A 26,513-nucleotide genomic window follows, 5' to 3' on the forward strand; every position below is an offset into this window, starting at 1 on the left:
TCATCCTCCGATGGAGGCCAGGTGCGGGGTCAGCCCGGTCTGGCCCTGGTGCAGTCCATGCCCGGCCGCTTTCAGGCCAAGCTGTGTGGTGATGCGTGCCAGCAGCGCCTCATGGTCCTCATCGCGCTGCAGCAGCGGGCGCAGCGGTACGCCGAACTCGCCGAACAGGCACAGCCGCAGGTCGCCCTTGGCGGTCACCCGCAGGCGGTTGCAGCCCTTGCAGAAGTCACGCGAATACGGGGCAATGATGCCGATGCTGCCGCGATGGTCGGGGTGGCCGAACTCGCGCGCCGGGCCGGCGTCGGCGGCGCGCGGACGCTCGTGCCAGCCAGCGGCCAGCAGCTGCTCGATCACCACGTCGGCGCGCAGGTGGTGGCGCTGGAAATAGGCTTCGTTGTCGCCGGTGCGCATCAGTTCGATGAAGCGCACGCTGAAGGGGCGGCCACGCAGGTAGTCCATCCACTGCGGCAGCTCGTCATCGTTCAGGCCACGCAGCAGCACCGCGTTGAGCTTGATCGCCGGCAGGCCCAACGCCTGCGCCAGGGCCAGGCCCTGTTCGATCTCCGGCAGGCGGTCATGCCCGGTGATGGTCCTGAAGCGTTCGCGCTGCAGGCTGTCCATGCTCACGTTCAGCGCGGTCAGGCCGGCGCGGTGCCAGCCCGGCAGGCGACGCGGCAGCAACGTGCCATTGGTGGTGATGGCCACCTTGCGGATGCCCGGCGCCGCCGCCACGGTGGCGATGATCTCGTCCAGATCCTTGCGCAGGCTGGGCTCGCCACCGGTCAGGCGGATCTTGCTCATGCCCAGCGCGGCGAACGCGCGCACCAGGCGCGCGATTTCATCCACCTGCAGGAAGCGCGGGCGGCCATCGACCTGGTAACCGTCGGGCAGGCAATAGCTGCAACGGAAGTTGCAGGCTTCGGTCAACGACAGGCGCAGGTACGGAAAGCTGCGTCCGAAACCGTCGGTGAGTTGGCTCATGGCTGGTCCACCTTGTTGCTCCACCGTCTTGCCTGTACCCGGAACGGCCCGGAAACCCTCGTCTGCTGGAACGATTGCCAGAGTACGCGGCAGTCAGTTCCATGGGCATGACTTAAATCAATCGTCTTCGGCCCTGCGCGGCAGCCGTTGTGGCAGCATGCGGCTTTCCGTGCAGCGGGCGTGTGACAACCCTCATGATGATGAACGATTTCCAGCAGCTGCTGCACGCCGCAGGCCAGCAGGCTGAACCGCAACGTTTGCTGTTCGTATTCGTGCGCGCCGAGCTGCCCGAATCGCCCACCGACGACCAGCGCGACCGGCATGACCGCCGCGAGGGCGGCACCCTGTCGCCGGTGCTGTGCGTGGACAAGCTGCCAGCCGAGGTGCCCAGCTTCCAGGCGCTGGCCACCGAATCCACCACCACCGGCATCGACTGGGACCTGGTCTTCGTGGCGGCGCTGGATGGTCGCGCCGGTTTCGCCCCCAACAGCGATGAGGCCGCGCGCCCGCTGAAGCTGATGGTCAACGCCATCCATGACGGTCAGATCGGCCGCTTCGCCGCCTTCGACCGGGGCGGCGAGCCTGTTCAGTTCTATTGAGCCACCAGCTGCAGGGTCAGGAAGAAGATCACCAGCACGGTGTTCAGCCCCCAGGCCACGGTCAGCCCGCGCGCGGCCACGCCCAGGTTCGCGTTGTGCGCGGAGGGCGCCGCCCGCCATACCGCCGGGATGATCCAGCCGGTATAGAGCAGCAGTAAGGCAAACACCCCCAGCAGCAGCGGGGTGCGCTGGTTGGCCAGCGCCCAGAGAGCCACGGCCCACAGAATGTTGCTGGGAATGACGCCCTGCAGCCAGAACACACTCCAGAGGCGGGAACGGCCCTGGGCGTCGGGGGTTGGGTGCACGGAAGCGGTGGCGGTCATAAGTCTCCTTCTGGTTAGGAAACGTGCCGGACCAGCCTGCGCTTGGTGGCTGGGAACGTCAACCCGAGTCGCACGTCACGCTTTGGCCTCGGTGCGGCCCAGCCATGCTCGACTCAGACTTGCGCGGAGCCTGTCGCCATCGCCCTTCCCCACCCGCGCCCTTCCCTCCCCCAACCTCGACACCTGTCGCAGATTGCACGGTTCGGGCGGATCACCACGCCAGCCAGCGCTGGCAGTGCTTAACAGCGTGGGAGAATGCCGAAAGCGTCTCCAATCGAGCGATGTTTGCAACTCTTCTGATTGGCATTGCACAGCGCCAGGGGCTCAGATGGCGTGCCACCGGAAAAGGGTGGCCGGGCTTCGAACACCCGAGTTGATGTTGATGTATGCGCTTGCCAGCCGGCGTCACCTCAGCGTGGCGCCGGCTGGCAATCCGTCTGCCGGCTATGGCGGGCGGTGCGTGGGGGCTTCCGGGCCCGCCGGACTGACATCAACCCGGTGTTCGAACCACGTACCGCCCGCCACTTTTATGGGTGGCGGCTACCGATTGCCCTGCACGGAGCCTTGCCATGAACGAATCGGACTTCCCGCATCTGCACGCCTATCGCAGCACCGCCCACGACGACGGTTCGCCACAGGCTGTGCCCGCAGTGGACAGGAACACCTTCATTGCCAACCTCCATCGCATCGGCGTCGGTGCGGCGGCCGATGGCCAACCCTGGCCGGAGCGGCATCAGCTGCCCGGGCGCTGCCTGGCCCTGGCCGATGCCGATTGCGCGTTGAGCGGGTTGCGTGTGGTGCTGGAAATGCTGCTGGCGGCGGAGCGCACCGGCCAGAACGGCGAACCGGAAGAGTACGTGGGCGACCGGGTGATGGAGGGGTTGGTACTGGCCAGCCAGTCATTGTGCGCGCAGGCGGTGGGGCGGTTGCAGCCTGAAGGGTGAATGCCATGCGCCACGGCCTTCAGCGAGGACCGCTTTCAGCAGGCGTCAGTGCTCGCTGAAAGCACTTCTCAGATCGACGCCGATGATCGAAGAGAAGTCCACCTTGCACAGCTCCAGCTCGAAGAGTTGATCGTGATTATCCAGGCACAGGGTGACTCTCACCGGCACGCCGTCGGCATCGGCAAGCATGGCCGTAGCAATGTCACTGCCGAAAAGCTGGGTCGTGCTGGACAGGAACACCACGCCCCCGAATCCGACGACACCCACATCCTCCACCTGAGCGAGCGCCAGATCCTTCAACAACCGTTCGGACAGCTCGGTCGTCTCCGGCAGCAGCCTGTGGATGAGGGAGACCTCGTCGGGGGTGAGGAACCTGGGCACGGGATGTCCTTCAGGGCACCGCGTCCGCCATCGGCTGATTCTCGATCCGCCATGTCCTGGCGTAGATGAGAATGACGCTTCCGGTCGAGCTGGTCTCGATACGAAAACACTTCAGACCGGACAGCGGATAGCCGACCGCCTTCCAACGATCAAGAAGATCAGCGAGTCCCGGCTCGTCATCATCCACCATGGCAAACTCAATTCCCTCGTCACCCAGTACGCCGAAGTTCATGAGCGCCGAGCACCCGTAGGCTTCCGAGAAGCAAACGGTTGCCTGCCGGCCATCCGGCCAACGCGCTCGCACCCTTACCTCGTCGCATACGCCAGGATTGCTTCTGTTGATGTTGATGGCCAGCAACGTGGCGTCACACCATTCAAGGGAGTTGAAATCTTGGTTCATAGACTGGAACTCCGGGGAAACAACCACGGAGCCCCTGGCGCCTAGCCTCGCCAAGAGCCATTCTCACAAAAAGGACGCTATTGGGCACGCCAACCTCATCAGAACCGAATTCATAGGCCGCATCGCATCCAACGAAATGGAATTGAAGCGAAAACAGCGAAGATTGATACGTGCGCAAACTCACTCTGTCCCTTCTTGATCGCAGCCCTCCTCCGGCTCGTATTCATGGAACTGTTTCACCACTTCCCAGCCAAACTCCTTTTCAAGGGCCTCTCGCACAACACCAGGAACCGCAAACCAGGCAGTGTTAGTGTGCGAGTCGATACCTCGCGAATCGAATTGCGAAAGAAGGTGCACAGTTTCGGCGCGAGACATCTTCCTTTTCTCATCATGGAGAATTGAACGACGGTGCCTTTTTAGAAGGAGCCTCAACTGCTTCAGTGTTGATATCCCAAGCTTGTGAAGTTCAGCCACAACCTCCAAAAGGTCAAAGTCGCCGTAATCATGCCGACGATGAAACAGGCCCAGCACCATCTTCCTCATCCCGGCAGGAGTGACTACCTCCATTTCCTTGACCGCACGCGCATGCAACCTCTTCACCTAGTAAGCCTCAAGTCAGCGCCAGCATCCCTGCCAGCAAGCGAAGATCTTCCCGGCCCTTTCCAAATGAAACATAGCCCATCTTGCAGTTCATCTAGAAGAGCAGTGACGTCGAACCATCCGTAGGGCACATTGCTACATTCGGCTCTGTGAAGTCTACCGCCCCGCAAACCTCTGGAAAGAGACTACACAGGGTCTTGCACGCGTTAACATCTCCATTCTCGCAAGCAACCTGAAGAGCAACTCTGAGTGCGAGCGTGGGTCCGATTGCCTTGGGTGGAAGCAGGAACGACGGCTTCCTCTTATAGGTTGACTTTCCCGTATTGGAGTCCTTCTGCCATCCCCATCCAGGGCGTTTGGGATCATCCTTCCACTTTTTTCCAGGATTGTTGGTCCCATCCGGCGAGCGCGTCTGATTTCGTTCCCCGCGACGTCCCGACATCTCACCGAATGGATCGATGTTCAGCACGGGATCAGATTCGGAATAGGCAAATGTACTGATTCCGCCTTCCAACCCAATTGGATCACTCTGCGAGTACCGCCCAACTACCGGGTCATACTCCCGCTGATTGTTGTAGAACAACCCACTCGCATCCGTCGCCTGCTGGCCCGGGAAGCGCAGCGCCAGCTCGAACGCCACACCATCACCATCCGGGTCGGCACTCGGAATCTGATTACCGAACACTTCGCTCTTGTTGCTCCACTCCCAGATCGCCACATCGCGCACCGGGTCGATCACCACGCGCGGTGTGCCCAGATGATCCGGCTGGACGTAGGCTAACTCCGGCACGCCGGTGCCCGGCACATTGATCAGCGCCACCGGATAGTTGTCCAGCCAGATGGCCTGCTGCTGCGCTTGGCCCGTGGCCGAGTAGTTGCCCAGCCACTGCCCTGCCTCGTCATACAGGGTGATCTGCGCTGCGCCACCGGCCGGGGTACGCAACACGCGCTCGCCACGATGGTTGTAGCCGTAGCTCTCCAATGTGGCGTTACCCTGCTTCACCGCGTTCATGCGATTGGCATCGTTGTAGGTGAACGTCTTGCTGCCGATGCTGGTGGTGTTGCCCGCTGCGTCATGGGTGCGCGCCTCGCCATCCACCGCAGTCAGGCGGTGGCTGGTTGCGGGATAGGTGTAGCTGGCGGTACCTGCCGAGGTGGTCAGCGCGGTGCGATTACCGGTGGCGTCATACGCATAGGTTTCGATCGGTGTGCCGGTCGTACCGTCCTGGGTCTGGGTCAGGCGACCCAGCGCGTCGTAAGCGTACTTGGCCAGCACCGTCGAGCCTGTGCCGTTCTTCAGTTCGGTGATCGAACCCACCGGATCATAGCCATAGCCCAGCGACAGGCCGCCTGCGGCCGGGTCATGCACCGCCTGAGGGCGGTAGTCCAGATCCAGCGGACGCTGCAGCTGGCGGCCGTTGCCATAGGTCCAACTGGTCGCCGGGCCGAAGGCCGCGTAGGTCACGTTGTTCACCACGATCTGGCGGGCCTGGCCGGGCCGGGTCAGGCCGATCTGGCTGATGCGCCCCTGAGTATCGCGCACGTAGTCGGCCACACTGCCGTCGGGGTAGGTCAGCGCGGTCAGGCGGCCCGACTTGCTGTAGGCGTAGCGCAGCGTGCTGGCGACACCATTGATCGTCTGCACTTTACGGGTGACCTGGCCGAAGCGGTCATGGCAGTACTGGGTGCTGCCATTGGCATGCAGCACCTGCCCCAGGCGCCCCTTGGCAAAGCGCTCGTCTGTGGCGCAGGCAGCCGGCGCCACGTCATAGCTGTAGCCCACATCCAGATTGGGGTCCGGATAGGCGACGCCGATCAGGCGGTTGAGTGCATCGTAGTGATAGGTGGCGGTGACGCCACGCGCATCGGTGGCCGTCTTGCGATTGCCGGCCGCATCCAGGGTGAAGCTGCTGGCGCCCCTGTCCGGGCTGACCTGGCCGGTCAGGTCACCGAACCCGTTGTAGGCGTAGGTGGTGTGCAGTCCCTTCGGATCGGTGATCTGGGTGACCTGGTCCAGCGCGTTGTACTGGCTGCGGATCTCCGCCGCCACGCCGCCGACGTTCCGCAGGGTCTGCGCCAGACGGTTCAGCGGATCGAACTGCTGGCTGGTCACCCGCTGCAGGGCGTCGGTTACCGTCTGCGGGTTGCCGTTGGCATCGTAGGCAAAGCCGGTAGCGTGATTGCCTGCGTCCTTCAGCGCGGTCAGCTGGCCGAGCGTGTTGAACGTGCGTGCCAGGGTACGGCGCAGCGTGCCACCGGTGTCCAGCGTGTCTTCCTTGAGGCGGTTGCCGGCATTGTCCAGTGTGTAGTGAATCGTGTTGCCTGCGTTGTCCTCGATGTCGGTCAAGCGCAGCGCAGCATCGTAGACGTAGGAAACGCTGCTGCCATCCGGCTCGGTGATCTTCTGCACCTGGCCCGTCGGCCAATAGCTCAGCTGGGTGACCCGATCCTCGGCAGTGGTCGCGCCGCGTACGGTGATCGAGGTCGGCCAGCCGCGAGCATGGTACGTGTAATCGGTGACCACGCCGTTGGCGTCCTTGACCGACAACGGCCGCCCGAACGCGTCGTAGGCCAAGGTCTCGACCGTCTGGCCCAGCGCATTGGTCACGCTGCGCAGGTCGCCCTTGCGATAGCTGCAGGCACCTCCGGTCGCGCACCCTGCATCATCCGCCGAGTAATAGGCATAGGTAACGGCATCGGCCACATCCGTGCGCGGGCCATCCACACTCTTCAGCAGCCCCTCCACCGGGCAGCTGCCTGCCGCTGCCACATCAGCGGCTTCGCAGTACGTGTAGCTGGTGATGCGCGTCTGACCGGAAGCGGTGTCGGTCACCGTGTTGGCCGTCGGCTGGCGTCGGGAATTGAAGGCCGTGCGGGTTTCGCGGCTACCGATCCGGGTGGTCAGTACCGCATTGGTTTCGACGTCGCGCGCCGTGGTCATCACCCGCTGCTCGGGCAAGCCGACCGCTTCGGTCACGGTATGGATGCTAACGGCACGACCGCTCACCGGATCGGTGCCCTGCGCATAGGTGTGCCTGGTCTGGATGCCGCGGCGATCGGTGTAGGTATCCAGACGCCGGCGGAAGTCGACACTCTGGTCGTAGTAGGTTCGGCTGACGGTTCCCTGCGAATCGGTCAGGCCGGTCACCTTGCGCGACGGCGCGGTGTCGCCGCCGGGTGTCAGGGTGTAGTCGGTCTGCCGCCCAAGCGCGTCAGTCACGACCGCACCGCCGTTGGGGCTGTAGGCGAGCGTCACACCATCGGCACCGCCGGCGTGCTGACTGGAAATGACGCGACCGTCGGAATCATAGGTAAAAGTGCTGTAGCGACGCCCGTCTTCCGCGGTGATACCCGTCAGGTGCTGGGGGAAATCCTGATTCTCGTAGTGATACGTGCGCACACCGCCACCCGCATAGGTCACCGTGGCAACCTGGTTCTGAGGCGTGTAGGTATAGGTGGCCAGCGGAATGCCTTCGACCAGCACCGAACTGATCAGCGCCTCGTAGTCGTTGGACTGGTAAACGAACTCCAGCGTGCGGCCACTGCTGTGGGTGACGGCCGCAAGGCGATCGCTGTCATCGTAGATATAGGTCAGCGACGTGCCATCCGGGAAGCGCTTGGTGATCAGACGCCCGTCCGCGCCGAAGGTCGAGATGGAACCCGCCGAATACAGCGTCCAGTTACCGTTCTGGACGAGACGATCACCACTGTCGTCGTCCGCCTCATAGGCTTGGCCGATCTTCTTGAATGCCCGTTGGAAACCGGTGCTTTCAATGATGCCCACACTGTCAGCGCCATCCAGTGCCAGGTGGGCGCCCAGCGAATGGGTCCAGCCATAACCGAAGCCACCGGAGGACGTGGAAATGCCGGAGTGATAGAAACGCGTCAGTGCGATCCAGCCAAGATCGAAGTCCGGCGCGATTTCGTACTTCTCGCCGGTTTTGACATCACACGGATTGCCTACGGTGCCGTCGCAAGGTGCCTTGTTCGCCGCCTCGCCCTCTTCTGTCGAAGGACAATTCGTCCCAGAACTGTCCTTGTCGCATTTCTGCGATTTGGAGGTGATGGTCGCAACGAATTCCTCGCTGACGCAGGCGTTGTGCTTGTTGGACCATTGCGTGAACGGAATGGGGCAGTTCAAGCGTCGCATGCGAGCGAGCCCTGTCGTTCCTGCGTCGAAGGGTACGCACGGAGACTCCGCCGTGTTGCTGCCCAGCATTCCGGTGACGCGGTACTCCCTGAACTCCGAAATCCCATCCATCTCTGGAGCAGTTGGGACCCAGCCTCCTTCCGGCACAGCGGTTTCCCCAGGACAGTGGGGATTGATGTCTTGCAAGTCTGCAATGAGCGCTTCCAGCACATCCTCTTCGGACTGGAAGCCACCATTTCCTGCGCCATGGTAAGTCCACTCAGGATCTGCTGGCTGAGATTTACCCATCCAGTAGGTGATCGACGTGTTTCCGTTCAAGTCCACGACTTTCGACTTGATCTTGTCGACAGACTGCCAGCCGAACTGGAACTCCGGCGGGAACGGGCTGGGCGCCGGCAGATTCTTGATGGCGGCCACCGCCGCCTGCTGGGTCTTGTATTGGGTCGCATCGCCTCCGGGCTGCGAAATACGCCAGGTGATCTTGCTTTCCTGCGCCTGTGCCACAGCAGGGGCGACGAAGCCGACGGCAACAATCGCCAGCACGGCACGCGAGAGGGTCTTCAGTCGTTCCAACATCCCTGTTCTCCTTCCTGGACGAACACAGCGCCGGCGGGAACGAGAACGCGGGGGTAGAGCCCCATCACGTCATGCTTCGGATCGTCCCTGGTCCGGAATGCGGCAGTGCCACATGCCGCCTTTATCGTTGAAGACGGTGACATATTCAAGTCAAGGCCCGCGACATCCGTCACATTTCCACCCGCGCGGATTCCAGATCCAGCCGATTACCGCGACAGCTTTCGGAGCAGCCTGCGGGCAGGAAACATCTGCAACCGCCTGCATCCCTCACGCATCAGAAGATCCTGGACACCCATGGAACAGGATCATGAGGCGCATTCCCCCGCATCGCCGTACCGTACTGGGCACTCGCCGTTGGCGCAGCACTGCCATCGCCATCCTCACTCTGCTGACGCTTCCCCTGGTCACCCTCGCCTCACCCGTGCTGGAGAGCGCCTGTTCCTTCGCCGCCTGCCCGGGCGAGCGCATCATCGACGTTCCCTTCGACGTCATCGACGGGCGCATCCATGTGCAGGTGCAGGTCAACGGCAGCGGCCCGTACCGCTTCGCCATCGATACCGGCGCCAGCGGCATGGCCCGCGCGGACGCCCGCCTGGTCCGTCAACTGGCGCTGCCGGCGGACGCCAGCACTCACCACTCCGACGGCGTGCAGACAGCGCGGGCCGACACAGTGCGCATCGACGCCCTGGCGCTCGACGGGCTGCGCCACAGCGACGTGACCGCGCTCACCCGCGACTACAACGCACGGCAATCCAAAGACGCAGTGTTCGACGGCATCCTTGCGCGCGGATTCTTCGCTGATGGCGTGCTGATCATCGACTACCCGCAACGGCGCCTGCAGTTCCGCCGCGACATCGATCTCCTGCCCGCGCAACCAGACACGCTGGCCTATGCACGCGCCTTCCGCATCCCGGTGAAGATTGGAGCAGTCAGCACGGAGGCGCAGCTGGACACCGGCGCCAACGTCGCGATGGTGCTGCCCACGGCACTCTTCCGGCGGGCAGCCGGTGCCGCAGTGACCACCGGGGATCGACTGACCCTCAGTCACGGCGAGGTCGATGGCGGACATGCACAGCTGAATGTTCCCGTGTTGATCGGCGGCCTGGCGCTGCAGGGGCTGCACGTACGGGTGTCCGACCACTATCCCGAAGCGGTGGTCGGTGCCCATGCGCTGCAGGAAGCAGTGGTGCTGATCGATCAGCGCAGCCAACGGGTGGCAGTCTGCCCAAGCAGGCACCACCGCAACTGAGTCACTGTCGGCGTGCTGCCCGCCATGCCGGCCACGCTTCAGCGATCACGCCCACTGCCGACCTCAGGAACAACAGGGCGATCACTGCGCCAACGACGATGTCCGGCCAGCCGCGCCCGGTCATAGCCACGCCACCTGCGGCCACCAGCAGGCCCTCAGATGCCGGTCGCGCCCGCCGCCCGCGCCAGCTCCGCCGCCAACGCATCGCCCTTGCGCTCGCTGTAACGGTCCACGAGGTAGTCGGCGCGGCCACGGGTGAGCAGCGTGAACTTCACCAGTTCTTCGACCACATCCACCACACGATCGTAGTAGGGCGAAGGCTTCATCCGCCCGTCTTCGTCGAACTCCTGCCAGGCTTTGGCCACCGACGACTGGTTGGGAATGGTCAGCATGCGCATCCAGCGGCCCAGCACCCGCAGCGTATTGACCGTGTTGAACGACTGCGAGCCGCCGCAGACCTGCATCACCGCCAGCGTCCTGCCCTGGGTCGGCCGCACGCTGCCATCTTCCAGTGGCAGCCAGTCGATCTGGTTCTTGAACACGCCGGTCACCGTGCCGTGCCGCTCCGGGCTGACCCACACCTGCCCTTCCGACCAGTGCGACCACTCGCGCAGCCGCTGCACTTCCGGATGCCCCTTCTCCACGCTGTCCAGCAGCGGCAAGGCATGTGGATCGAACACGCGCGTGTCGCAGCCCAGATGCTGCAGCAGGCGTTCGGCCTCCAGTGCCAGCTTGCGGCTGAACGACTGCGGCCGCAGTGAGCCGTACAACAGCAGGATGCGTGGCGGCCCCTGGCGTTCGGCGGCCAACCGCTGGTGATCAGGCTGGGGAAGCGAGGCTTCCCTCAGATGGGGCAACGAAGGACTTGTGATCGGCTTATTCATTCGACTATTCTAGAAATATGGAAACATCGAATGCAATCGCTGCGCTCACCGCGCTCGGCCACGCCACCCGCCTGGCGGCCTTCCGCCTGCTGGTCGAAGCCGGCCCGGCCGGTCGCATGGCCGGCGACATCGCCACAGCCCTCCAGGTTCCGCCCGCCACCCTCAGCTTCCACCTGAAGGAGCTGGTACAGGCCGGACTGGTCGAGAGCGAGAGCCAGGGCCGCCACGTCTGCTACCGCGCGAACTTCAGCGCAATGACCGGCCTGATCGAGTACCTCACGCACAACTGCTGCGCCGGTTCGCCCAGCGAACAGTGCACGCCGTCGGGCAATCCCTGCAGCTGCTGATACGGAAACGCCACCATGTCCCGCTCCATCCTGTTTCTCTGTACCGGCAACAGCGCCCGCAGCGTGCTGGCCGAAGCCACCTTGCGCGCATGGGGCGGCGACCGCTTCACGGCCTTCAGTGCCGGCAGCCACCCGACCGGCCAGGTCAATCCATTCGCGCTTGCACAGCTTCGCGCCGAAGGCATGCCGGTCGCGGGACTGCGCAGCAAATCCTGGGATGAGTTCGCTGATGCCGCCCCCATGGATCTTGTGATCACCGTCTGCGATGCGGCGGCAGCGGAAGCCTGCCCCGTGGTGTTCGGTGACTTCATCCGCAGCCATTGGGGCCTGCCGGACCCGGCCGAGGCAGAGGGCAGCGATGCCGACAAGGCTGCCGCCTTCGCCCACGCGCATGCCATCGTGAAGGCACGCGTGCAGGCCCTGCTGGCGCTGCCCGGGCACGTGTGGCAGGACCGCGGAATGCTGCAGCAGGCGCTGGACCAGATCGGCCATCTGCTGCCGGCAGCGCGCACGCCATGAGCACAGCGGCACCCATGGGCCTGTTCGAGCGCCACCTGACGCTCTGGGTCGCGCTGTGCATCATCGTCGGCACGCTGCTCGGGCACTTCCTGCCAGGTGCTTTCGCCTCCCTGGCGGCGGCTGAAGTGGCCAAAGTCAACCTGCCGGTGGCGGTGCTGATCTGGCTGATGATCATCCCGATGCTGCTGCGGGTGGATTTCGGTGCGATGCGCCAGCTGGGCCAGCACTGGAAAGGCATCGGGGTGACGCTGTTCATCAACTGGGCGGTGAAGCCATTCTCGATGGCGCTGCTGGGCTGGCTCTTCCTGCGCCACGTCTTTGCGGACTGGCTGCCCGCCGGCCAGATCGACAGCTACATCGCCGGCCTGATCCTGCTGGCGGCCGCGCCCTGCACGGCCATGGTGTTCGTATGGAGCAACCTGTGCCGCGGCGATGCCAACTTCACGCTGAGCCAGGTGGCACTGAACGACGCGATCATGGTGGTGGCCTATGCGCCGGTGGTGGCGCTGCTGCTGGGGCTGTCGGCCATCACCGTACCGTGGGATACGTTGCTGCTGTCGGTCGGCCTGTACATCGTGGTTCCGGTACTGGTGGCCGCATTGCTGCGGCGCTGGATCCTGTCGCGCCATGGCGAATCCGGGCTGCAGACGGCGCTGCGCCAGCTGGGGCCACTGTCACTGTCGGCGCTGCTGCTGACGCTGGTGCTGCTGTTCGGGTTCCAGGGCCAGCAGATCGTGCAGCAGCCGATGGTGATTGCGTTGATCGCGGTCCCGATCCTGATCCAGGTCTATTTCACCTCCGGCCTGGCCTACCTGCTCAACCGGCGCCTGGGTGTGGCGCATTGTGTGGCCGGGCCGTCGGCACTGATCGGCGCCAGCAACTTCTTCGAACTGGCGGTGGCGACGGCCGTGGGCCTTTTCGGAGTCCACTCCGGCGCGGCGCTGGCCACGGTGGTGGGGGTGCTGATTGAAGTCCCCGTGATGCTTTCGGTGGTGAAGATCGTGAATCGATCGCGCGACTGGTATGAGGTACGCGAGCGCGCCTGAGGCAGCCATGCCGGAGGCCGCTGCGTCGTGCCCGAGCCGCCAGTTGCAACGCCGTGGAATGCGCCCTGCTGCAACGGTGACAGCTCAAAAGTCCGTTCACACTCCCTGATCCATACTTCACGGCACGACGCCGCATGCAGCGGCAAGGCCCGGAGGTTGCGATGAACACCACACGCCTGTTCGCCATTGCATTGACCACGGCTGCCGCGCTGGCCGCGGCACCCGCCTTCGCCGATCCGCCGCACCATGCGCGCGGCAACGGGCCACCGCCGCACGCCGGTGGCCCGCACAACCGTGATGCACCTCCGCCGGGCTGGCAGAAGAAGGCCTGGCGTCGCGGTGAGCGCCTGCCATGGGCGGAAGTGGACCGCCGCTACTGGGTGGACGACTACGCGCGCTATCACCTGCGCGAGCCGGGCCGCGACCAACGCTGGGTCCGGCAGTCCGATAGCAAGTACCTGCTGGTGGAGATTGCTACCGGGTTGATCATCGACGCGCTGCATCGTTGAATGAGGGGATGCGCCGGGGCGCTGATGTAACGAAATGCCCCGGCAGCATCCCCTTGTCCCCGGAAGCTGCAGATGCAGACATCAAGAGCACCACTCGCCCTCCTCGCGCTTCTGCTGTCAGCCTCGCCAGGCCATGCCGGCAACAACAGTCCAGCCCACAGTCCAGCCGATGGAAAAGCCATCGAACAGGTGGTCGAATCGTTCCGCACCTCGCTGATCAACAAGGACAAGCCGACCTACATGGGCCTGTTCTTCTCCGACAAACCGGAAGACATCGGCTGGCAGTTTGTCTCCGAGGATGTGCGCCTGCAGGACATCCGCAAGGCCAAGCCCGATGCGATCAAGGCACGGCAGATTCCCGCCAACAACTTCATCGCGCTGATCGACGGCGTCGTTGCGTCGCCGAAACCGAAGGAGGAGACATTCTCCAATACGAAGATCGAAACGGATGGCGATGTGGCCTCGGTGTCGTTTGACTACAGCTTCCACGACGATGGAGTGAAGATCAACTGGGGCAAGGAAATGTGGCAGCTGATCCGTACCGAACAGGGCTGGAAGATCTTCTCGGTGATCTATTCGATCCGCGATTCACGCAGCCCGGCCGAATGAGTGATCTGTCAGACTGGTGCCCACCGTTCGTCCATGCCAGCCAGACCCGATGACCCGGATTGCCGACCTCAACGCCGACCAGCTCGCCCACCACGCGCTCAACATCTTCATCGCCCAGGGCCGTCACGTGGAAGGCGCACGGGTGATCTACCGGGCGCTGCAGCTGGACCCGGACCATCCCGCTGCACTGCGCTGCCTGAGCGATTTCCTGGCCCACCAGGGCACCGAGCCGTTCGCAGCGGCCACGCTGGAGCACGCCTTGTCCGGCGCCGTTCCACTGAATGACGATGCGCGCCGGATGCTGGATGACCTGCGCTTCCTCGACATCTGGTCCTGGGGATTCTCCCGGCACGTCTCCGGCGAAACCAACCTCAGCGGCGAAGCATTCAAGAACCGCGAGGATTTCGTGTTCGATGGCCCGGCCTATGCGGCCTTCCTCAACACGGTCACCGAGCCGGCCGGTTCGCTGCAGGGCGCCTTCCAGGCGGCCGTCCGCATCTGCGGGCTGATGTCCGGCCTGCTGCGCCACCCGGAGAAGGACAATCCGGCGTTCGATGATGTGCTGCGATCCTCCGCCTTCGTCGAGACCGAGGCGTACCCGGCATGGCTGGCCTCGCCGACGGACGATCTGGATGCCCTCGACCAGACCATCCAGGCGCAGCGCCAGGCCGGCTGAAGGAAAATCCAACGGGCGTCCGACGCTTTCCCGACGCCCGCCTGCACATCCTGTCGTGAGATCACTTCATGGCAGGACCGGCATGCAGCCACCCTCCCCCAAGGACAGCGGTAAATACCCGCATGGCAAGACCGGCCTTCGCCGCATCTTCTACACGCTGATCCATTCGCGCGACGGCTTCATCGCCACCTTCCGTGGCGAAGCCGCCTTCCGGCAGCTGTTGCTGCTGCATGCGCTGCTGATCGCCACCGCGTTCCTGCTGGACATCAGCCAGGTCGAACGCGCCGTGGTGCTGGCGGTCTGCTTCATCAGCCTGCTGGTGGAGCTGCTGAACTCGGCCATCGAAGCGGTGGTCGACCGCATCTCGCTTGACCACCACCCACTGTCCAAGAACGCCAAGGACATGGGCAGCGCCGCCCAGACCACAGCACTGCTGATGGTCGGCACGGTGTGGGGCGTGATCCTGCTGGGTTAGCTCGCGCCCGACCCGCCGGGCATGGCCCGGTGCCACAACGCCGCAGCCGCTAGCGCCAATGCGAGATCGCGAGCTTGGTCAACATGGTTGCGGCGATGGCCCAACCGAAGCTCAGCATGGTACCGATGATCACATATTCGGTGTGTGCCCGCGCCTGCCGGTCGGCGAAGCGCAGCACCGATTTGGCGGCCAGCATCAACCCCACGCCCTCCGGCTGGCCCAGCAGCAGGAACATGAAGATCAAGCCTCTTTCCAGCCGCCCGATATAGCGCCCTGCGGTCTGCATGCCCTTGTGATCGTCGCCCTGCACGGCTGCGGTCGTAGGCGCCGATTCGGCGCTTCCCATATTGAGTCCTGCCGTGAACGGCGCAAGCAGCTTCTCCACCAGGACGCCGCCGACGTTGACCACCAGGATCAAGCCGCTCGCGATCGACATGCCCTGATACATCAACAGTTGGACCTGGGTCGGGATCATCCCGTACCAGCCATTGCGGGCAACGTGAGGGAACATCAACGCGATCGACACGATGAAGGCGATATGCACCAACTGGTCAATGACGAATGCGTGCACGCCATCGGGGAGCCAATGCACCTTGATCCAGTCCATCACCGCATGGCTGAAACCGATGATGAGATAGACCCATGGGTTGATTGAACCGGTCAGCGCGGCGATGACGAGCAGCACCACTGCTACGTGCAGCAGCAGGCCATGCAGTTCCTGCTTGCGCGCGATCATCTTCGTGGTCTGAAGCACGAAATCGGCGACAAGGTGAGCAGTCAACAGTACGAGCAGCGTTTCAAGCATGTCCTTTCTGCCTGTGAGTCCTTCCTGTGGCTCGCTTCGCGATAGCCAAGTCGCCGCCATAAGCAACGAAATTTAGTTGCTTAAGCCAAAGCAACGCTATTTAGTTGCTTTTCCAGAGCCGTGAACACTCCCGTACGGCTGCATCAGTGCACGTTCAGCCGCGGTGATCAGCTCCAGCAAGGCAAAGACACCAGCATCGTGATAGACCCGGTTAACCGATTGTCGGTGCCGGTTCAACGCATTGGCAGCTTCCAACTGCGAGGGGGCATCGGGGATCAGAAACAACGACGCCACCTCAGCCTGACTGCGTGTCCAGCGCGCGACAATAACATCGCAGGCAGACACCACTGCCGGTAACCAGTACAGATCCTCCCGTTGTACTGGCAGGGCTACGTCCATGTCCTGCGTGCGCCCCATGGATTCAAGCAACCGACCGGACAGCACGAATGCCTCACCCAGCGAACGCGACACCGCCTTCCGGTCCAATGCCTCTACCGTACCCAGTCCAATCGCGATCCGCGTGCGCGCCCGCGACTCCGACGCGGCAAGCTTGGCCTTGATCCAGGTCGCCAACCTCAGGAAACCGTGCGGCTGGGTGACCGCCAGCTGCCAGGCATCGCCCCGGTAGAACTCAGGGCCGACAATGCCCGGCAAAGGCCACTCCATGGCCTGGGCCACGGCAACGGAAATCACTTCACGGACGTCATCAATGGTGGCCGCGTCCATCTCCGTGGACTTGACCAAGTCGCCGGTAAGCACGGCAATCAGATCAGACGATGTATCGGGCATGTTCATACCTTGGGCTGCACAGGCTGTACCTCACAGGACATCTGCGGCTGGGCAGCGCCGGCCACATCTGTGCCGGGCCCGCTCAACGCCATTCTACCGTCGTAGCGGTTGATCACTGCCTGCAGCCTGCCCGCGCCAGCGACCTGCGGAAAATCCAGCCGATACAGGTTCGCCTCCACCTCCAGCTTGCCCGCGCGCGCGCTCGGACGGTTGACCCAGACCACCGACGCCTGGCCGGAGTCCAGGATCAACACCATCGGCGCCTGGGGCGTGGCGCTTGTGCTGCTGCAGGACAGCTGGATCACCCGCGGCGGCGTCAGATCGAGCGCCGACAGCTTGCATCCACCGAGTGCGGTCGTCGCCACCAGGACCGATACGAGTGATGGCCGGAGCAGAATCTTGGTCGTGGTCATCGCCCGATCGTAACCCGACAATCGATCCTATGACCCGGCGCATCGTGCAGGAACCTGCCGGGTCCGCTTGCACGTCCACGTGCCTTACTTCGTCAGGGCGAAATCCAGGCCTGCGCACACCGCCGCCACCTGCGCATCATTGCATTCCTGCGGGTTGGTGCGCGGGCTGTCCGGGTAGACCTCGGTGGTTGTGGCAAAGCGCGCGTCGGTGAAGCCGGCGCAGGCGCCGATCGAACGCGACTCACCCCAGACCACGCCTGGCGACTGCAGCGGCAGGCCGACCAGGTTGCCTTCGGCGTCTGCCGGGGCGATGTGAGTGACCGGGGCGACGGCGGTGATCAATGCCTTCTGGAACTCGGCCTGCGGATCTTCGCTGTTGCCGATCACGTAGAAGCCATCCGGAATGGTGTCGCGCTCGAACGGCTTGCCGTCGCGGGCGCAGCGCGCCGGATCGAACTCGTGCAGGTCGCTGTCGGTGGTCTCGTGCAGGTCCAGGTGCACCAGCAGGTTCGGCTTGCGCTCGGCCACCCAGCGCATCAGCGCGGCGGCTTCCTCGATCTGGCCGCCGTCACGGAAGCTGCGGTTCGGGTCGATGGCATCCGGGTTCCAGCGCTGGATGCGCTCGTAGCCCCACGGGCTGACGCACGGCGCCACGATCAGGTTCAGCCGGCCCAGGTAACGCTCGGCCTGCTGTTCCAGGAACTGCAGCGCGCCGTGCACGCCGCTGGTCTCGTAGCCATGCACGCCACCGGTGATCAACGCGGTCGGCAGCGCCGGGTTCCAGTCGTGGTTGACCACGGCGAACAGCGGGTAATGGTCAGGTGCATAGTCCAGCTGACCGTACTGGATCACATCGAAGCTGTCGTCCAGGCGTTCAAGGGCGGCCACCACGTCGTCGTGGTAGCTGCGCTGACGCTGCTGGCGCGCCCGCCACTGTGCGCGTTCCGCGTCGCCCCAGGGCTGTCCGGGGGTGCCGATCGGGTAGAACTGCGCAACAGTCATTGGGTACTCCAAGGGTCGAACGGGATGGGTGCAGCCGGTCATTCTAAGCCTTGTCGCGCCTGCGGGTCCCCTCCCCCCGCCCCGCCTTCATCCAGGCAGGGTCATCTGGTTGTAAAATCAACGGTTTTTGGCCCCTCACCCCTTGATGGCGAACGCAGCGCAGCCGGTCCTGGGTGGACCGGAATTCCTCCGCCTGCTCGCCCGTCTCAGCGACGGCGCGATGCCGGCCAGCAGTCCCGCCCTGACCGATCGCCTCGGCCAGTGGGTGGACTGGAGCCGTGCCGTGGCCCTGTCCGGGGCGCTCGGCGGACGCCTGCCCGAGCCGGGCGAGGCCACCGAAGCGGCCGGGGATGTGCTGGACGACTGCGCCCAGGCCCATGCCAGCCTGCTGGCCTCGATCAGTGAGGATGCCGAGGCCGAGCGCCTGCTGGACCTGGCCGAAGCCGCCGCCGCACCCAATTTCGCCTCGCTGCGCCAGCGCTACCGGGTGCTGCAGCAGGCCATCCAGACCGCCACCGGGCGCCTGCGCGGCCGCCTGCGCGACCAGCTGGTGCAGGTTTCACCCGAGCTGGCACGGCTGGCCGAGGTCGATGCGGTGATGGAACAGACCCTCACCCCGCGCGAGCACAGCCTGCTGGCCACTGCGCCGGCGGTGCTCGGCGCCCGCTTTGAACGCGTGCACGGCCAGCCCGGCTGGCGCGCGGCCTTCCGCCATGACATGCGCATCCTGCTGCTTGCCGAGCTGCAGCTGCGCTTCCACCCGATCGAAGGGCTGCAAGACGCCCTGCGCTCCCACTGACCGGAACACCATGTCCAGAACTGCTTTCCATGTCGTTGTTTTCCTTGTCGGCCTGCTGGCCGTGTGCTGGATCGGCATTGGCTACGTTTCGGTGCATCCGCTGGGTGCAGCGGTGGCGGCAATCATCGCGGCCTGCTACATCGCCGGTGGCGTGGAGCTGTACCGCTATCGGCAGGCCAGCAACGGCCTGCGCAGCGCGCTGAGCGATCTCTCCAGCGCGAAGGAAAGCCTTGCCCCCTGGCTGGAGCGCGTGCCGATGGGCCTGCGCAACGCCGTGCGCCTGCGCGTGGAAGGCGAGCGCACCGCCCTGCCCGCGCCGGTGCTGACCCCGTACCTGGTTGGCCTGCTGGTGCTGCTGGGCATGCTCGGCACCCTGCTGGGCATGATGGACACGCTGCGCGGCACTGGCCTGGCCCTGCAGAGCGCGACCGACATGGCCGCCATCCGCGGCTCGCTGGCCTCGCCGGTGCAGGGCCTGGCCGTGGCATTCGGCACCTCGATCGCCGGTGTGGCCAGCTCGGCCATGCTCGGCCTGCTGGCGGCGCTGCTGCGCCGTGACCGCCTGCAGGCCGTGCAGCAGCTGGACCGTGCCATTGCCGGCGACCTGCACCCGTACTCGCAGGCCTGGCAGCGCGCCGAATCGCTGCGCCTGCTGCAGGCACAATCTGCCGCGCTGCCGGCGCTGGTCGACCGCCTGCAGGCGATGACCAGCACCTTCGAACAGCACAGTGCGGCCGCCAATGAGCGCCTGCTTGCCGGCCAGGCCGAGTTCCTGACCCAGAGCCAGGCGCTGCAGGAACGCCTGGCGGTCTCGCTGCAGCAGTCGCTACGCGAAGGTGCCGAGGCCAGCGCCGCCGCCATCGGTGGCGCGCTGCAGCCGATGGCCGAGACCACGCTGGCCGGCCTGGCCCACCATGGTGAGGCGTTGCATGCGCGTGTCGAGCAGGCGGTGCAGCAGCAGCTGACTGGCCTGAGCGACGGTTTCGAGCGCAGCCGCGTCGCTACCGAAGCCAGCTGGGCCAAGGTGGTGAGCGAGCAGACCCAGGCACAACAGGCGCTGGTGAGTGATCTGCGCCAGCACCTGCAGGCCTTCAGCGATGGCCAGGGCACGCAGGCGGAAGCACTGGTCGCGCGCATTGGCGAGCGCCTGCAGGCCGATGCCAGCGGCAATGCCGAGGCCTGGCGCGCCGCCGCCGAACAGCAGCAGGCATTGAATACCGCGCTGGTCGAACGCCAGCAGCAGGCATTGCTGGCCACCAGCGAGCATCTGGACGCGCGTGCGCAGGCGCTGCTGCAGGCACTGGAACAGCATCACAGCGCCAGCCAGTCGCTGCTGCAGGATCATGAAGAGCAGCGCTCGCAGCAGTGGCAGGCCGCGCAGGCCGCCGCCGCGACCGCGCACGCCGAACTGCAGGCCAGCCTGGACAGCCGCGAGCAGCAGCGCCAGGCACGCTGGGATGCGGTCAGTGCCGAACTGCAGCAGGCCCACGCCGCGCTGCAGGCCCAGCTGCAGGCCGGCGACGAACAGCGCCTGCAGCGCTGGAGCGATGCCCTGCAGCACGTTTCCACGGAGCTGGCCGAACGCCTGCAGGCCAACGGCGAACGCCTAGCCGCGCAGCAGCAGCAGGTCTGCGACACGTTGGCCGAGACCGCACAGCAGATCGGCGAGAACGGTCGCGCGCAGGCCAGCGCCACGCTGGCCGAAGTGTCCACCCTGCTGCAGACCGCGGCCGCTGCACCGAAGGCCGCCGCCGACGTCATCAACGAGCTGCGCAGCACGCTCTCCGAGAGCCTGGTGCGCGACAACGCGATGCTGGAAGAACGCGGCCGGCTGCTGGCCACCGTGCAGACCCTGCTGGATGCGATCAACCATGCCTCGCACGAACAGCGCACCGCCGTGGACGCGCTGGTCGGTGGTTCGGCCGAGCTGCTGGAACGCGTCGGCAACCGCTTCACCGACCATATCGCCGCCGAGACCGGCAAGCTGGATGGCATTGCCGCAGCGCTCAGAGGCAGCGCCGGTGACGTCGGCCAGCTGGCTGGCGCCTTCGGCGATGCGGTTGCGCAGTTCGGCAGCGCCTCCACCGAGTTGTCCGGCCGCCTGGAACAGATCGGCGGCGCACTGGATGCCTCGCTGGCGCGCAGCGACGAGCAGCTGGCCTACTACGTGGCGCAGGCGCGCGAGGTGGTCGACCTCAGCCTGCTGTCGCAGAAGCAGGTGATGGAAGAACTGCAGCAGCTGGCCGCGCGCCGCGGCAAGGCCGGCAGCGCATGAGCGACGAGCTGGAGGTCGACGGCGGCTCACACGCCCCGATCTGGGCCGCCTTTGGCGACCTGATGTCGGTGCTGCTGGGTGCGTTCGTGCTGATACTCGTCGGTGTGGTCGCCGTGCAGCTGGAGCTGTCGCAGCGGCTGGACCAGGAAGTGAAGCAGCGCCAGGCCGAAGCCAAGCGCCTGCAGACCCTGGAACAGGCACTGGCCGGCCCGTTGGCCGCCGGTCGCGTGACCTTGGTCGATGGCCGCATCGGTATCAGCGGCAGCGTGCTGTTCGCGCTGAACTCGGACCAGCTGCAGCCGGAAGGCCAGGAGCTGCTGCGCAGCCTGGCCGCACCGCTGGCCGCCTATCTGGGGACGCGCGAAGAAATCCTGATGGTCAGCGGCTTCACCGATGACGCACCGGTGCGCGAAGGCAACCGTCGATTCGCCGACAACTGGGAGCTGTCGGCGCAGCGGTCGCTGACCGTGACCCGCACCCTGATCGCCGACGGCGTACCGGCCGACGCCGTATTCGCCGCTGCCTTCGGTAGCGAACAACCGGTCAGCTCCAATGCCAGCGAAGACGGCCGCGCGCGCAACCGTCGCGTGGAGATCGCGCCGATTCCCAAGCCCAAGGCCGCGGATGCCAAGTAAGCCGCCCGCACTGGAGGGCCTGCGCGCACTGGTGCGCGACCTTGATGCGGGGTCGCGCTCGCTGCCGCATTACCCGCAGGTGCCGATGCTGCAGCAGGTGCAGCGCGAGTGGTCGGAACTGCGCAGCGAACTGCAGGTACGCCGCTCGCTGCGCACCGAGGCCCCGGCCGATGGCGGTCCGCTGAATTCGGCGGTGCTGGTGCAGCGCATGCTGGACACGATGCAGTCGACCAGCCCCGGTTACCTGCGCCACTTCATCGACTATGTGGACACCCTGTCGTGGCTGCAGGCGCTGCAGGATGGCGCCGCCAGCGGCGGCGATACCGCGAAGCCGAAGCGTACGCGCAAGCCGCGCTGAACACCGATTGGTAGTGCCGGGCGCGGGGCGGCCGCGGCACCAATGCCCAAGGGGGCGCGGGGCGGGCGGGCCGCGGCCCGCCCGGCCCACTGTCCCTGTGGGCCCCCGGGGGGGCGCGCCCCCCCCCCGGCACTACCCGTCGTGGTAGGCGCCTCACAACGAATGAACATGTCACCAGACAGTCATCTGTCTAGCGCACCATTTTCACGTTGATCCACGGCGCCTGCAGCGCCACCGGTCGCATCGGTTGTCTCCCCTTTTTAACTCCATGAGCTCCGCGCCCGTGCGGTGGCTCGTGCCTGCCTGAGTGTCCGTAACATGACGAAGACTTTGTTGGCCGCTGCGCTGTCCCTGGCGCTCGCTCCCGCGGCCTGGGCGCAGGATGCTGCCCCGACCTCCACTGGCACGTCCGCCACCGATCTCGATGCGGTTTCGGTGATCGGCAGCGGTGAAGCGCGCCAGGTGCAGCGCATCACCCGCGAGAACCTCGACATCCTGCCGCCGGGCACCAGCCTGCAGAAGACGCTCAATCTACTGCCGGGCGTCAACGCGCAGTCGGCCGATGCGCTGGGCACCAACGAGCAGTCGATGACCCTCAGCCTGCGCGGCTTCAACTCCACCCGTCTCGGTTACACGCTCGACGGCGTGCCGCTGGGCGATGGCGCGTACAACAACTACAACGGCCTGACCATCAACCGTGCGCTGATCAGCGAGAACATGGCCGGCGCGGAACTGGCGGTGGGCATCGGCAGCCTCGGCACGCCGTCCACCAGCAACCTCGGCGGCACCATCTCGTATACCTCTGACCGCCCAGCCCAAGAGTTGGGTGGCCGCGTGGTGCAGACCTTCGGCAGCGATGCCAACCGCCGCACCTTCGTGCGCGTCGACAGCGGCGAGTACAACGGCTTCTCCGGCTACGTTTCCGGCATGAATGCCGTCTCCGATCTGTGGAACGACCAGACCGCCTACAACAAATCCACCACAAAGCAGTTCAACGCCAAGGGCGTGTGGAACTTTGGCCGCGGCCAGATCACCGGTTTCGTCGATACCTCGCGCACCACCCAGGCGGACTACTTCTACCTGTCCAAGGACGAGATGTCGCGCGGCCTGGGCTGGGACTGGGGCGGCTACGCGCCGGACTGGAACAAGGCGGTGGCCAAGGCCTACTGCAACACCGCCAGCTTCAATGCGAAGAAGTGCGACAGCAGCGGCCCGGACAAGGATGCCGATGGTGCCTTCACCGCCGGCCAGATCCTGCGTGACGACAACCTGTACTACCTGGCCGGCGACTTCTTCCTGGCCGATGGCTTCAGCCTGCGCGCCCTGGCCTACCACCACGACGACCGCGGCGAAGGCCACAACTGGAACAGCGGCGCGTGGTCGAACAAGGGCACCGCGCAGGAGATCCCGATCATCTTCCGCAACACCATCTACACCATCGACCGCGATGGCGGCACGCTGTCGTTCGACTGGGAGCTGGGCGCGCACCGCATCGAAGGCGGCGTCTGGTACGAGCGCAACACCAGCAGCGCCGAGCGCTACCAGACCGCCGTGGACGGCCCGCGTGACCTGAGTGGCATGAACACCCTGCCCTCCGACGTCGGCGTGTTTGCCCAACGCACCCGCTGGAAGACTCACCAGTTCTTCCTGAAGGACACCTGGCGCCTGCTCGATGACCGCCTGACTCTGGAGTTCGGGGCCAAGAGCCCGCACGCCACCTCCGATGCACAAGCGCTGCCGGGCGATGCGAAGACGCCGATCTCGCCGACCTCGAACAACCAGTTCGCCACCGGTTCGTTGAAGGCCAGCAAGAATTTCCTGCCCAGCATCGGCGCCAACTTCCGCCTGGCCGAGCACCACGAGATCTTCGCCAGCTACGCCGAGAACATCGCCATGTTCCAGGGCGGCTTCAAGCTGGGTCCGCAGGCGGTCAGCCAGGCGACCTGGAACGCTCAGGGCAACCTGAAGCCGGAGGAGTCACGCTCGCTGGAAGCCGGCTACCGCTTCGTCACCGATACCCTGCAGGCCTCGATCGCGGCCTACAGCGTGCGCTTCGACAACCGCCTGCTGCAGTACAACCCATGTGATTCACGCCAGCCGGTGGGTCCGACCTGCGGCAACCGCTTCTACAACGTAGGCGGCGTCGACAGCCGCGGCGCCGAGCTGACCGTGCTGTGGACCCCGAACGAGCACTTCAGCTGGTACACCTCGGCCTCGCTGAACCGTTCGACCTACGCCTCCAACTACGTGCAGGCCGGTGTCGAGCAGCAGATCAAGGGCAAGATCCAGACCGATACGCCCAAGCAGCTGCTGGCCACCGAGATCACCTGGCGTGACAACGGCTGGTTCGCCAGCTTGCGTGGCAAGTACACCGGCGAGCGCTTCTACACCTACACCAACGACCAGGGCTTCGGCGGCTTCACCGTGTTCGACCTCGCCGGTGGCTATGACTTCGGCGAGGTCGGCTTCGCCAAGGGCATGCGCCTGTCGTTCAACGTGACCAACCTGACCAACAAGCGCTACGCCAGCAACCTGGATTCGAGCGTGTTCGCGCCCAGCGACCCCGCCGGCAAGCTGTACGTGTTCCATGCCTCGGCACCGCGCCAGGTGTTCGGTACGATCGACCTTCGCTTCTGATCTTCCGCCCGGAGTCCACTGATGCTCACGACCGCCCTGCTGCTGGCCACCCTCTCCGCCAGCGGATACTCCGCTCCGCATGAGGCAACGGGTGCACCACCGCGCACCCTGCAGCTGGGCGGTCGTACCTATGTGGACAAGGGCCTGGTCGCTGCCGGACGGTTGCCCGCGGGCACGGTGGACTTCCTCGGCGATACGCTGGGCTCGTTTTCGTCGCTGGCGGTGCAGCCCGGCACCTGGAAGCGCACCGCCAGCGGCTACGAAGGCGTGCTCTGGACCCTGCCCGACCGCGGCCGCAACGATCCCGAGGCTGGCCTGTTCTACGACTACGCTGGCCGCGTGGAGCGCATGCAGCTGCGTATCGACGTTATCCGGGCCAAGCCCGGTGCACTCGGCACGTTGACGATGGTGCCGGACAGGGGCGTGGTGCTGAAGGACTTCAACGGGCAGCCGTTCACCGGTGCCGACCCGGGTGAGCACACGATCACCCAGCGCGAGGTGGTGTTGCCCTCGCCGGCCAGCGGCGCAGGCGCGGGCAAGGTCTCGCTGGATGCGGAGTCGCTGCAGTTCACCGCCGATGGCCACTTCTACATCGGCGACGAGTACACCGCCAACGTCTACTACTTCGATGCGCAGGGTCAGCTGCAGGGTGTGATCGTGGCGCCGCCGGCGATCCGTCCGCAGCGCGATGGCAAGCCCGCCTTCGGTTCGCTGGCGGCGCCGCAGACTGGGCGCCGCAACAACCAGGGCGTGGAAGGCATGGGCCTGTCCCCCGACGGTACCCGCCTGTTCGTGGCCCTTCAGAGCGCGACGCTGCAGGACAGCGCAAAAGGCAACGCGGCCGGGCGCATCAACACCCGCGTGCTGGTCTACGACGTGACGGCCTCGCCGACGCCGCAGCAACCGATCGGCCATTACGTGATGGCCCTGCCCGCCTATGCACACGACGGCAAGGGCAAGCTGGACCGTACCGCCGCGCAGAGCGAGCTGCGTGCACTGGATGCCCACCGCTTCCTGCTGCTGGCCCGCGATGGCAACGGTCTGGGCAAGGACGGCGATGACCCGATCGTCTACAAGTCGGTGCTGCTGGTGGATGTGGCCGATGCCAGCAACCTGGCAGGAAGCAACTATGAGTCCGGTACGGCCTCGGTGCTGGCCGACCCGGCGGGCACCGTGTTGAAGGACGGCATCGTGCCCGCACGCAGCGACGAACTGCTGAACCTGCTCGACCGCCCGCAGCTGGCGCGTGCCGGCCTTGACCTGGACACCAAGCGCGGCCCGCATGCCGGGCTGCTCTCGGAAAAGTGGGAAGCCATGGACGTACTGCCAGCGCTGGACCCGCAGCATCCGAACGACATGCTGTTGCTGATCGGCAACGACAACGACTTCATCGCCCGCCACTGCCGCATGCAGGGCCAATCCTGCGACAGCCCGTTCGACAACGACAACCGCGTGCTGGTCTACCGACTGACCCTGCCCTGAGACGTCGCCGGGCATGGGCCGGCCCGCCCGGGTGAACCCGCTACACCCGG

Annotated in this window: 27 protein-coding genes; 16 read left to right on the forward strand and 11 right to left on the reverse strand. The window is 65.3% G+C overall.

Annotation, left to right across the window (positions count from 1 at the left end; all coding sequences use genetic code 11):
• Positions 1 to 981, reverse strand: a complete 981-nt coding sequence (gene moaA / locus ABE423_RS14110; protein WP_180838512.1) for a GTP 3',8-cyclase MoaA — start codon at positions 979 to 981, stop codon at positions 1 to 3.
• A 194-nt stretch (positions 982 to 1,175) separates the two neighbouring features.
• On the opposite strand from moaA, the gene ABE423_RS14115 reads away from it, so the two are divergent.
• A complete protein-coding gene (locus ABE423_RS14115) occupies positions 1,176 to 1,580 on the forward strand; it encodes a ribonucleotide reductase subunit alpha (protein WP_097047752.1) in 405 nt (134 codons plus the stop codon).
• Here ABE423_RS14115 and ABE423_RS14120 read toward each other — a convergent pair.
• Positions 1,574 to 1,903, reverse strand: a complete 330-nt coding sequence (locus tag ABE423_RS14120; RefSeq protein ID WP_180838513.1) for a hypothetical protein — start codon at positions 1,901 to 1,903, stop codon at positions 1,574 to 1,576. The two genes, ABE423_RS14115 and ABE423_RS14120, sit on opposite strands and share 7 nt — an antisense overlap.
• Before the next feature lie 569 nt (positions 1,904 to 2,472).
• Between ABE423_RS14120 and ABE423_RS14125 the strand changes: the two genes are divergently transcribed.
• Positions 2,473 to 2,847: a hypothetical protein gene (locus ABE423_RS14125; protein WP_180838514.1), complete on the forward strand. Its 375-nt coding sequence runs from the start codon at positions 2,473 to 2,475 to the stop codon at positions 2,845 to 2,847.
• Between the two features lie 45 nt (positions 2,848 to 2,892).
• On the opposite strand, the gene ABE423_RS14130 is transcribed toward ABE423_RS14125, so the two are convergent.
• The 4 genes from ABE423_RS14130 to ABE423_RS14145 all read right to left on the reverse strand — a co-directional run bounded on the left by ABE423_RS14130 (position 2,893) and on the right by ABE423_RS14145 (position 8,954).
• The gene (locus ABE423_RS14130) at positions 2,893 to 3,228 is read right to left on the reverse strand and encodes a hypothetical protein (protein ID WP_125895738.1); all 336 of its coding nucleotides are present in this window, start codon (positions 3,226 to 3,228) and stop codon (positions 2,893 to 2,895) included.
• 10 nt (positions 3,229 to 3,238) lie between these two features.
• Complete coding sequence (locus ABE423_RS14135) at positions 3,239 to 3,628, reverse strand: hypothetical protein (RefSeq protein ID WP_180838515.1); 390 nt, start codon at positions 3,626 to 3,628, stop codon at positions 3,239 to 3,241.
• A 180-nt stretch (positions 3,629 to 3,808) separates the two neighbouring features.
• The gene (locus ABE423_RS14140; protein WP_125895737.1) at positions 3,809 to 4,228 is read right to left on the reverse strand and encodes a hypothetical protein; all 420 of its coding nucleotides are present in this window, start codon (positions 4,226 to 4,228) and stop codon (positions 3,809 to 3,811) included.
• A 94-nt stretch (positions 4,229 to 4,322) separates the two neighbouring features.
• Positions 4,323 to 8,954 (reverse strand): RHS repeat-associated core domain-containing protein, encoded by a 4,632-nt coding sequence (locus ABE423_RS14145; protein WP_258015818.1) that lies wholly within the window; start codon positions 8,952 to 8,954, stop codon positions 4,323 to 4,325.
• Between the two features lie 307 nt (positions 8,955 to 9,261).
• On the opposite strand from ABE423_RS14145, the gene ABE423_RS14150 reads away from it, so the two are divergent.
• Positions 9,262 to 10,203 (forward strand): aspartyl protease family protein, encoded by a 942-nt coding sequence (locus tag ABE423_RS14150; protein ID WP_346486477.1) that lies wholly within the window; start codon positions 9,262 to 9,264, stop codon positions 10,201 to 10,203.
• Positions 10,204 to 10,358: 155 nt separating this feature from the next.
• Here the strand turns inward: ABE423_RS14150 and arsH are convergent, their stop codons facing one another.
• Positions 10,359 to 11,087 carry an arsenical resistance protein ArsH gene (arsH, locus tag ABE423_RS14155; protein WP_125895735.1) on the reverse strand — a complete coding sequence of 243 codons (729 nt, stop codon included), beginning with the start codon at positions 11,085 to 11,087 and terminating at the stop codon, positions 10,359 to 10,361.
• 17 nt (positions 11,088 to 11,104) lie between these two features.
• Here arsH and ABE423_RS14160 point away from each other — a divergent pair, with 17 nt between their 5' ends.
• From ABE423_RS14160 to ABE423_RS14190, 7 genes are all read left to right on the forward strand, one after another.
• On the forward strand, positions 11,105 to 11,434 hold the full coding sequence (locus ABE423_RS14160; RefSeq protein WP_049423024.1) for a winged helix-turn-helix domain-containing protein: 330 nt from the start codon (positions 11,105 to 11,107) through the stop codon (positions 11,432 to 11,434).
• A 15-nt stretch (positions 11,435 to 11,449) separates the two neighbouring features.
• Positions 11,450 to 11,953: an arsenate reductase ArsC gene (locus ABE423_RS14165; protein ID WP_132810281.1), complete on the forward strand. Its 504-nt coding sequence runs from the start codon at positions 11,450 to 11,452 to the stop codon at positions 11,951 to 11,953.
• A gap of 14 nt (positions 11,954 to 11,967) precedes the next feature.
• Positions 11,968 to 12,999, forward strand: coding sequence for an ACR3 family arsenite efflux transporter (arsB, locus tag ABE423_RS14170; protein WP_180838522.1), 1,032 nt, complete (start codon positions 11,968 to 11,970; stop codon positions 12,997 to 12,999).
• A 161-nt stretch (positions 13,000 to 13,160) separates the two neighbouring features.
• Positions 13,161 to 13,508 (forward strand): RcnB family protein, encoded by a 348-nt coding sequence (locus tag ABE423_RS14175; RefSeq protein WP_180838517.1) that lies wholly within the window; start codon positions 13,161 to 13,163, stop codon positions 13,506 to 13,508.
• A 72-nt stretch (positions 13,509 to 13,580) separates the two neighbouring features.
• On the forward strand, positions 13,581 to 14,117 hold the full coding sequence (locus ABE423_RS14180; protein WP_180838518.1) for a nuclear transport factor 2 family protein: 537 nt from the start codon (positions 13,581 to 13,583) through the stop codon (positions 14,115 to 14,117).
• Positions 14,118 to 14,166: 49 nt separating this feature from the next.
• Positions 14,167 to 14,793, forward strand: coding sequence for a hypothetical protein (locus ABE423_RS14185; RefSeq protein ID WP_125895732.1), 627 nt, complete (start codon positions 14,167 to 14,169; stop codon positions 14,791 to 14,793).
• Between the two features lie 82 nt (positions 14,794 to 14,875).
• Entirely contained in the window at positions 14,876 to 15,268 is a 393-nt protein-coding gene (locus ABE423_RS14190; protein WP_032129972.1) for a diacylglycerol kinase, read from the forward strand.
• A 49-nt stretch (positions 15,269 to 15,317) separates the two neighbouring features.
• On the opposite strand, the gene ABE423_RS14195 is transcribed toward ABE423_RS14190, so the two are convergent.
• From ABE423_RS14195 to ABE423_RS14210, 4 genes are all read right to left on the reverse strand, one after another.
• Positions 15,318 to 16,073 (reverse strand): DUF3307 domain-containing protein, encoded by a 756-nt coding sequence (locus tag ABE423_RS14195; RefSeq protein WP_180838519.1) that lies wholly within the window; start codon positions 16,071 to 16,073, stop codon positions 15,318 to 15,320.
• A gap of 96 nt (positions 16,074 to 16,169) precedes the next feature.
• Complete coding sequence (locus ABE423_RS14200) at positions 16,170 to 16,862, reverse strand: hypothetical protein (protein ID WP_180838520.1); 693 nt, start codon at positions 16,860 to 16,862, stop codon at positions 16,170 to 16,172.
• 2 nt (positions 16,863 to 16,864) lie between these two features.
• Positions 16,865 to 17,275: a hypothetical protein gene (locus tag ABE423_RS14205; RefSeq protein ID WP_125895729.1), complete on the reverse strand. Its 411-nt coding sequence runs from the start codon at positions 17,273 to 17,275 to the stop codon at positions 16,865 to 16,867.
• A gap of 84 nt (positions 17,276 to 17,359) precedes the next feature.
• Positions 17,360 to 18,277: a M14 family metallocarboxypeptidase gene (locus ABE423_RS14210; protein WP_125895728.1), complete on the reverse strand. Its 918-nt coding sequence runs from the start codon at positions 18,275 to 18,277 to the stop codon at positions 17,360 to 17,362.
• Between the two features lie 145 nt (positions 18,278 to 18,422).
• Here ABE423_RS14210 and ABE423_RS14215 point away from each other — a divergent pair, with 145 nt between their 5' ends.
• The 6 genes from ABE423_RS14215 to ABE423_RS14240 all read left to right on the forward strand — a co-directional run bounded on the left by ABE423_RS14215 (position 18,423) and on the right by ABE423_RS14240 (position 26,463).
• Positions 18,423 to 19,076 (forward strand): DUF3348 family protein, encoded by a 654-nt coding sequence (locus tag ABE423_RS14215; RefSeq protein ID WP_125895727.1) that lies wholly within the window; start codon positions 18,423 to 18,425, stop codon positions 19,074 to 19,076.
• Positions 19,077 to 19,086: 10 nt separating this feature from the next.
• Positions 19,087 to 21,351 carry a DUF802 domain-containing protein gene (locus ABE423_RS14220; RefSeq protein WP_180838521.1) on the forward strand — a complete coding sequence of 755 codons (2,265 nt, stop codon included), beginning with the start codon at positions 19,087 to 19,089 and terminating at the stop codon, positions 21,349 to 21,351.
• Positions 21,348 to 21,986, forward strand: a complete 639-nt coding sequence (locus ABE423_RS14225; protein ID WP_046986176.1) for an OmpA family protein — start codon at positions 21,348 to 21,350, stop codon at positions 21,984 to 21,986. The genes ABE423_RS14220 and ABE423_RS14225 overlap by 4 nt, the downstream gene beginning before the upstream one ends.
• Positions 21,904 to 22,344: a DUF2894 domain-containing protein gene (locus ABE423_RS14230; RefSeq protein WP_219631029.1), complete on the forward strand. Its 441-nt coding sequence runs from the start codon at positions 21,904 to 21,906 to the stop codon at positions 22,342 to 22,344. The genes ABE423_RS14225 and ABE423_RS14230 overlap by 83 nt, the downstream gene beginning before the upstream one ends.
• Before the next feature lie 318 nt (positions 22,345 to 22,662).
• Positions 22,663 to 24,981: a TonB-dependent receptor gene (locus tag ABE423_RS14235; RefSeq protein ID WP_125895808.1), complete on the forward strand. Its 2,319-nt coding sequence runs from the start codon at positions 22,663 to 22,665 to the stop codon at positions 24,979 to 24,981.
• Between the two features lie 21 nt (positions 24,982 to 25,002).
• Positions 25,003 to 26,463 (forward strand): esterase-like activity of phytase family protein, encoded by a 1,461-nt coding sequence (locus ABE423_RS14240; protein ID WP_180837629.1) that lies wholly within the window; start codon positions 25,003 to 25,005, stop codon positions 26,461 to 26,463.
• Positions 26,464 to 26,513 lie beyond the last annotated feature (50 nt).

Source organism: Stenotrophomonas sp. TWI1409 (genome assembly GCF_039673015.1).
GTDB classification, from domain to species: Bacteria; Pseudomonadota; Gammaproteobacteria; order Xanthomonadales; family Xanthomonadaceae; genus Stenotrophomonas; species Stenotrophomonas maltophilia_A.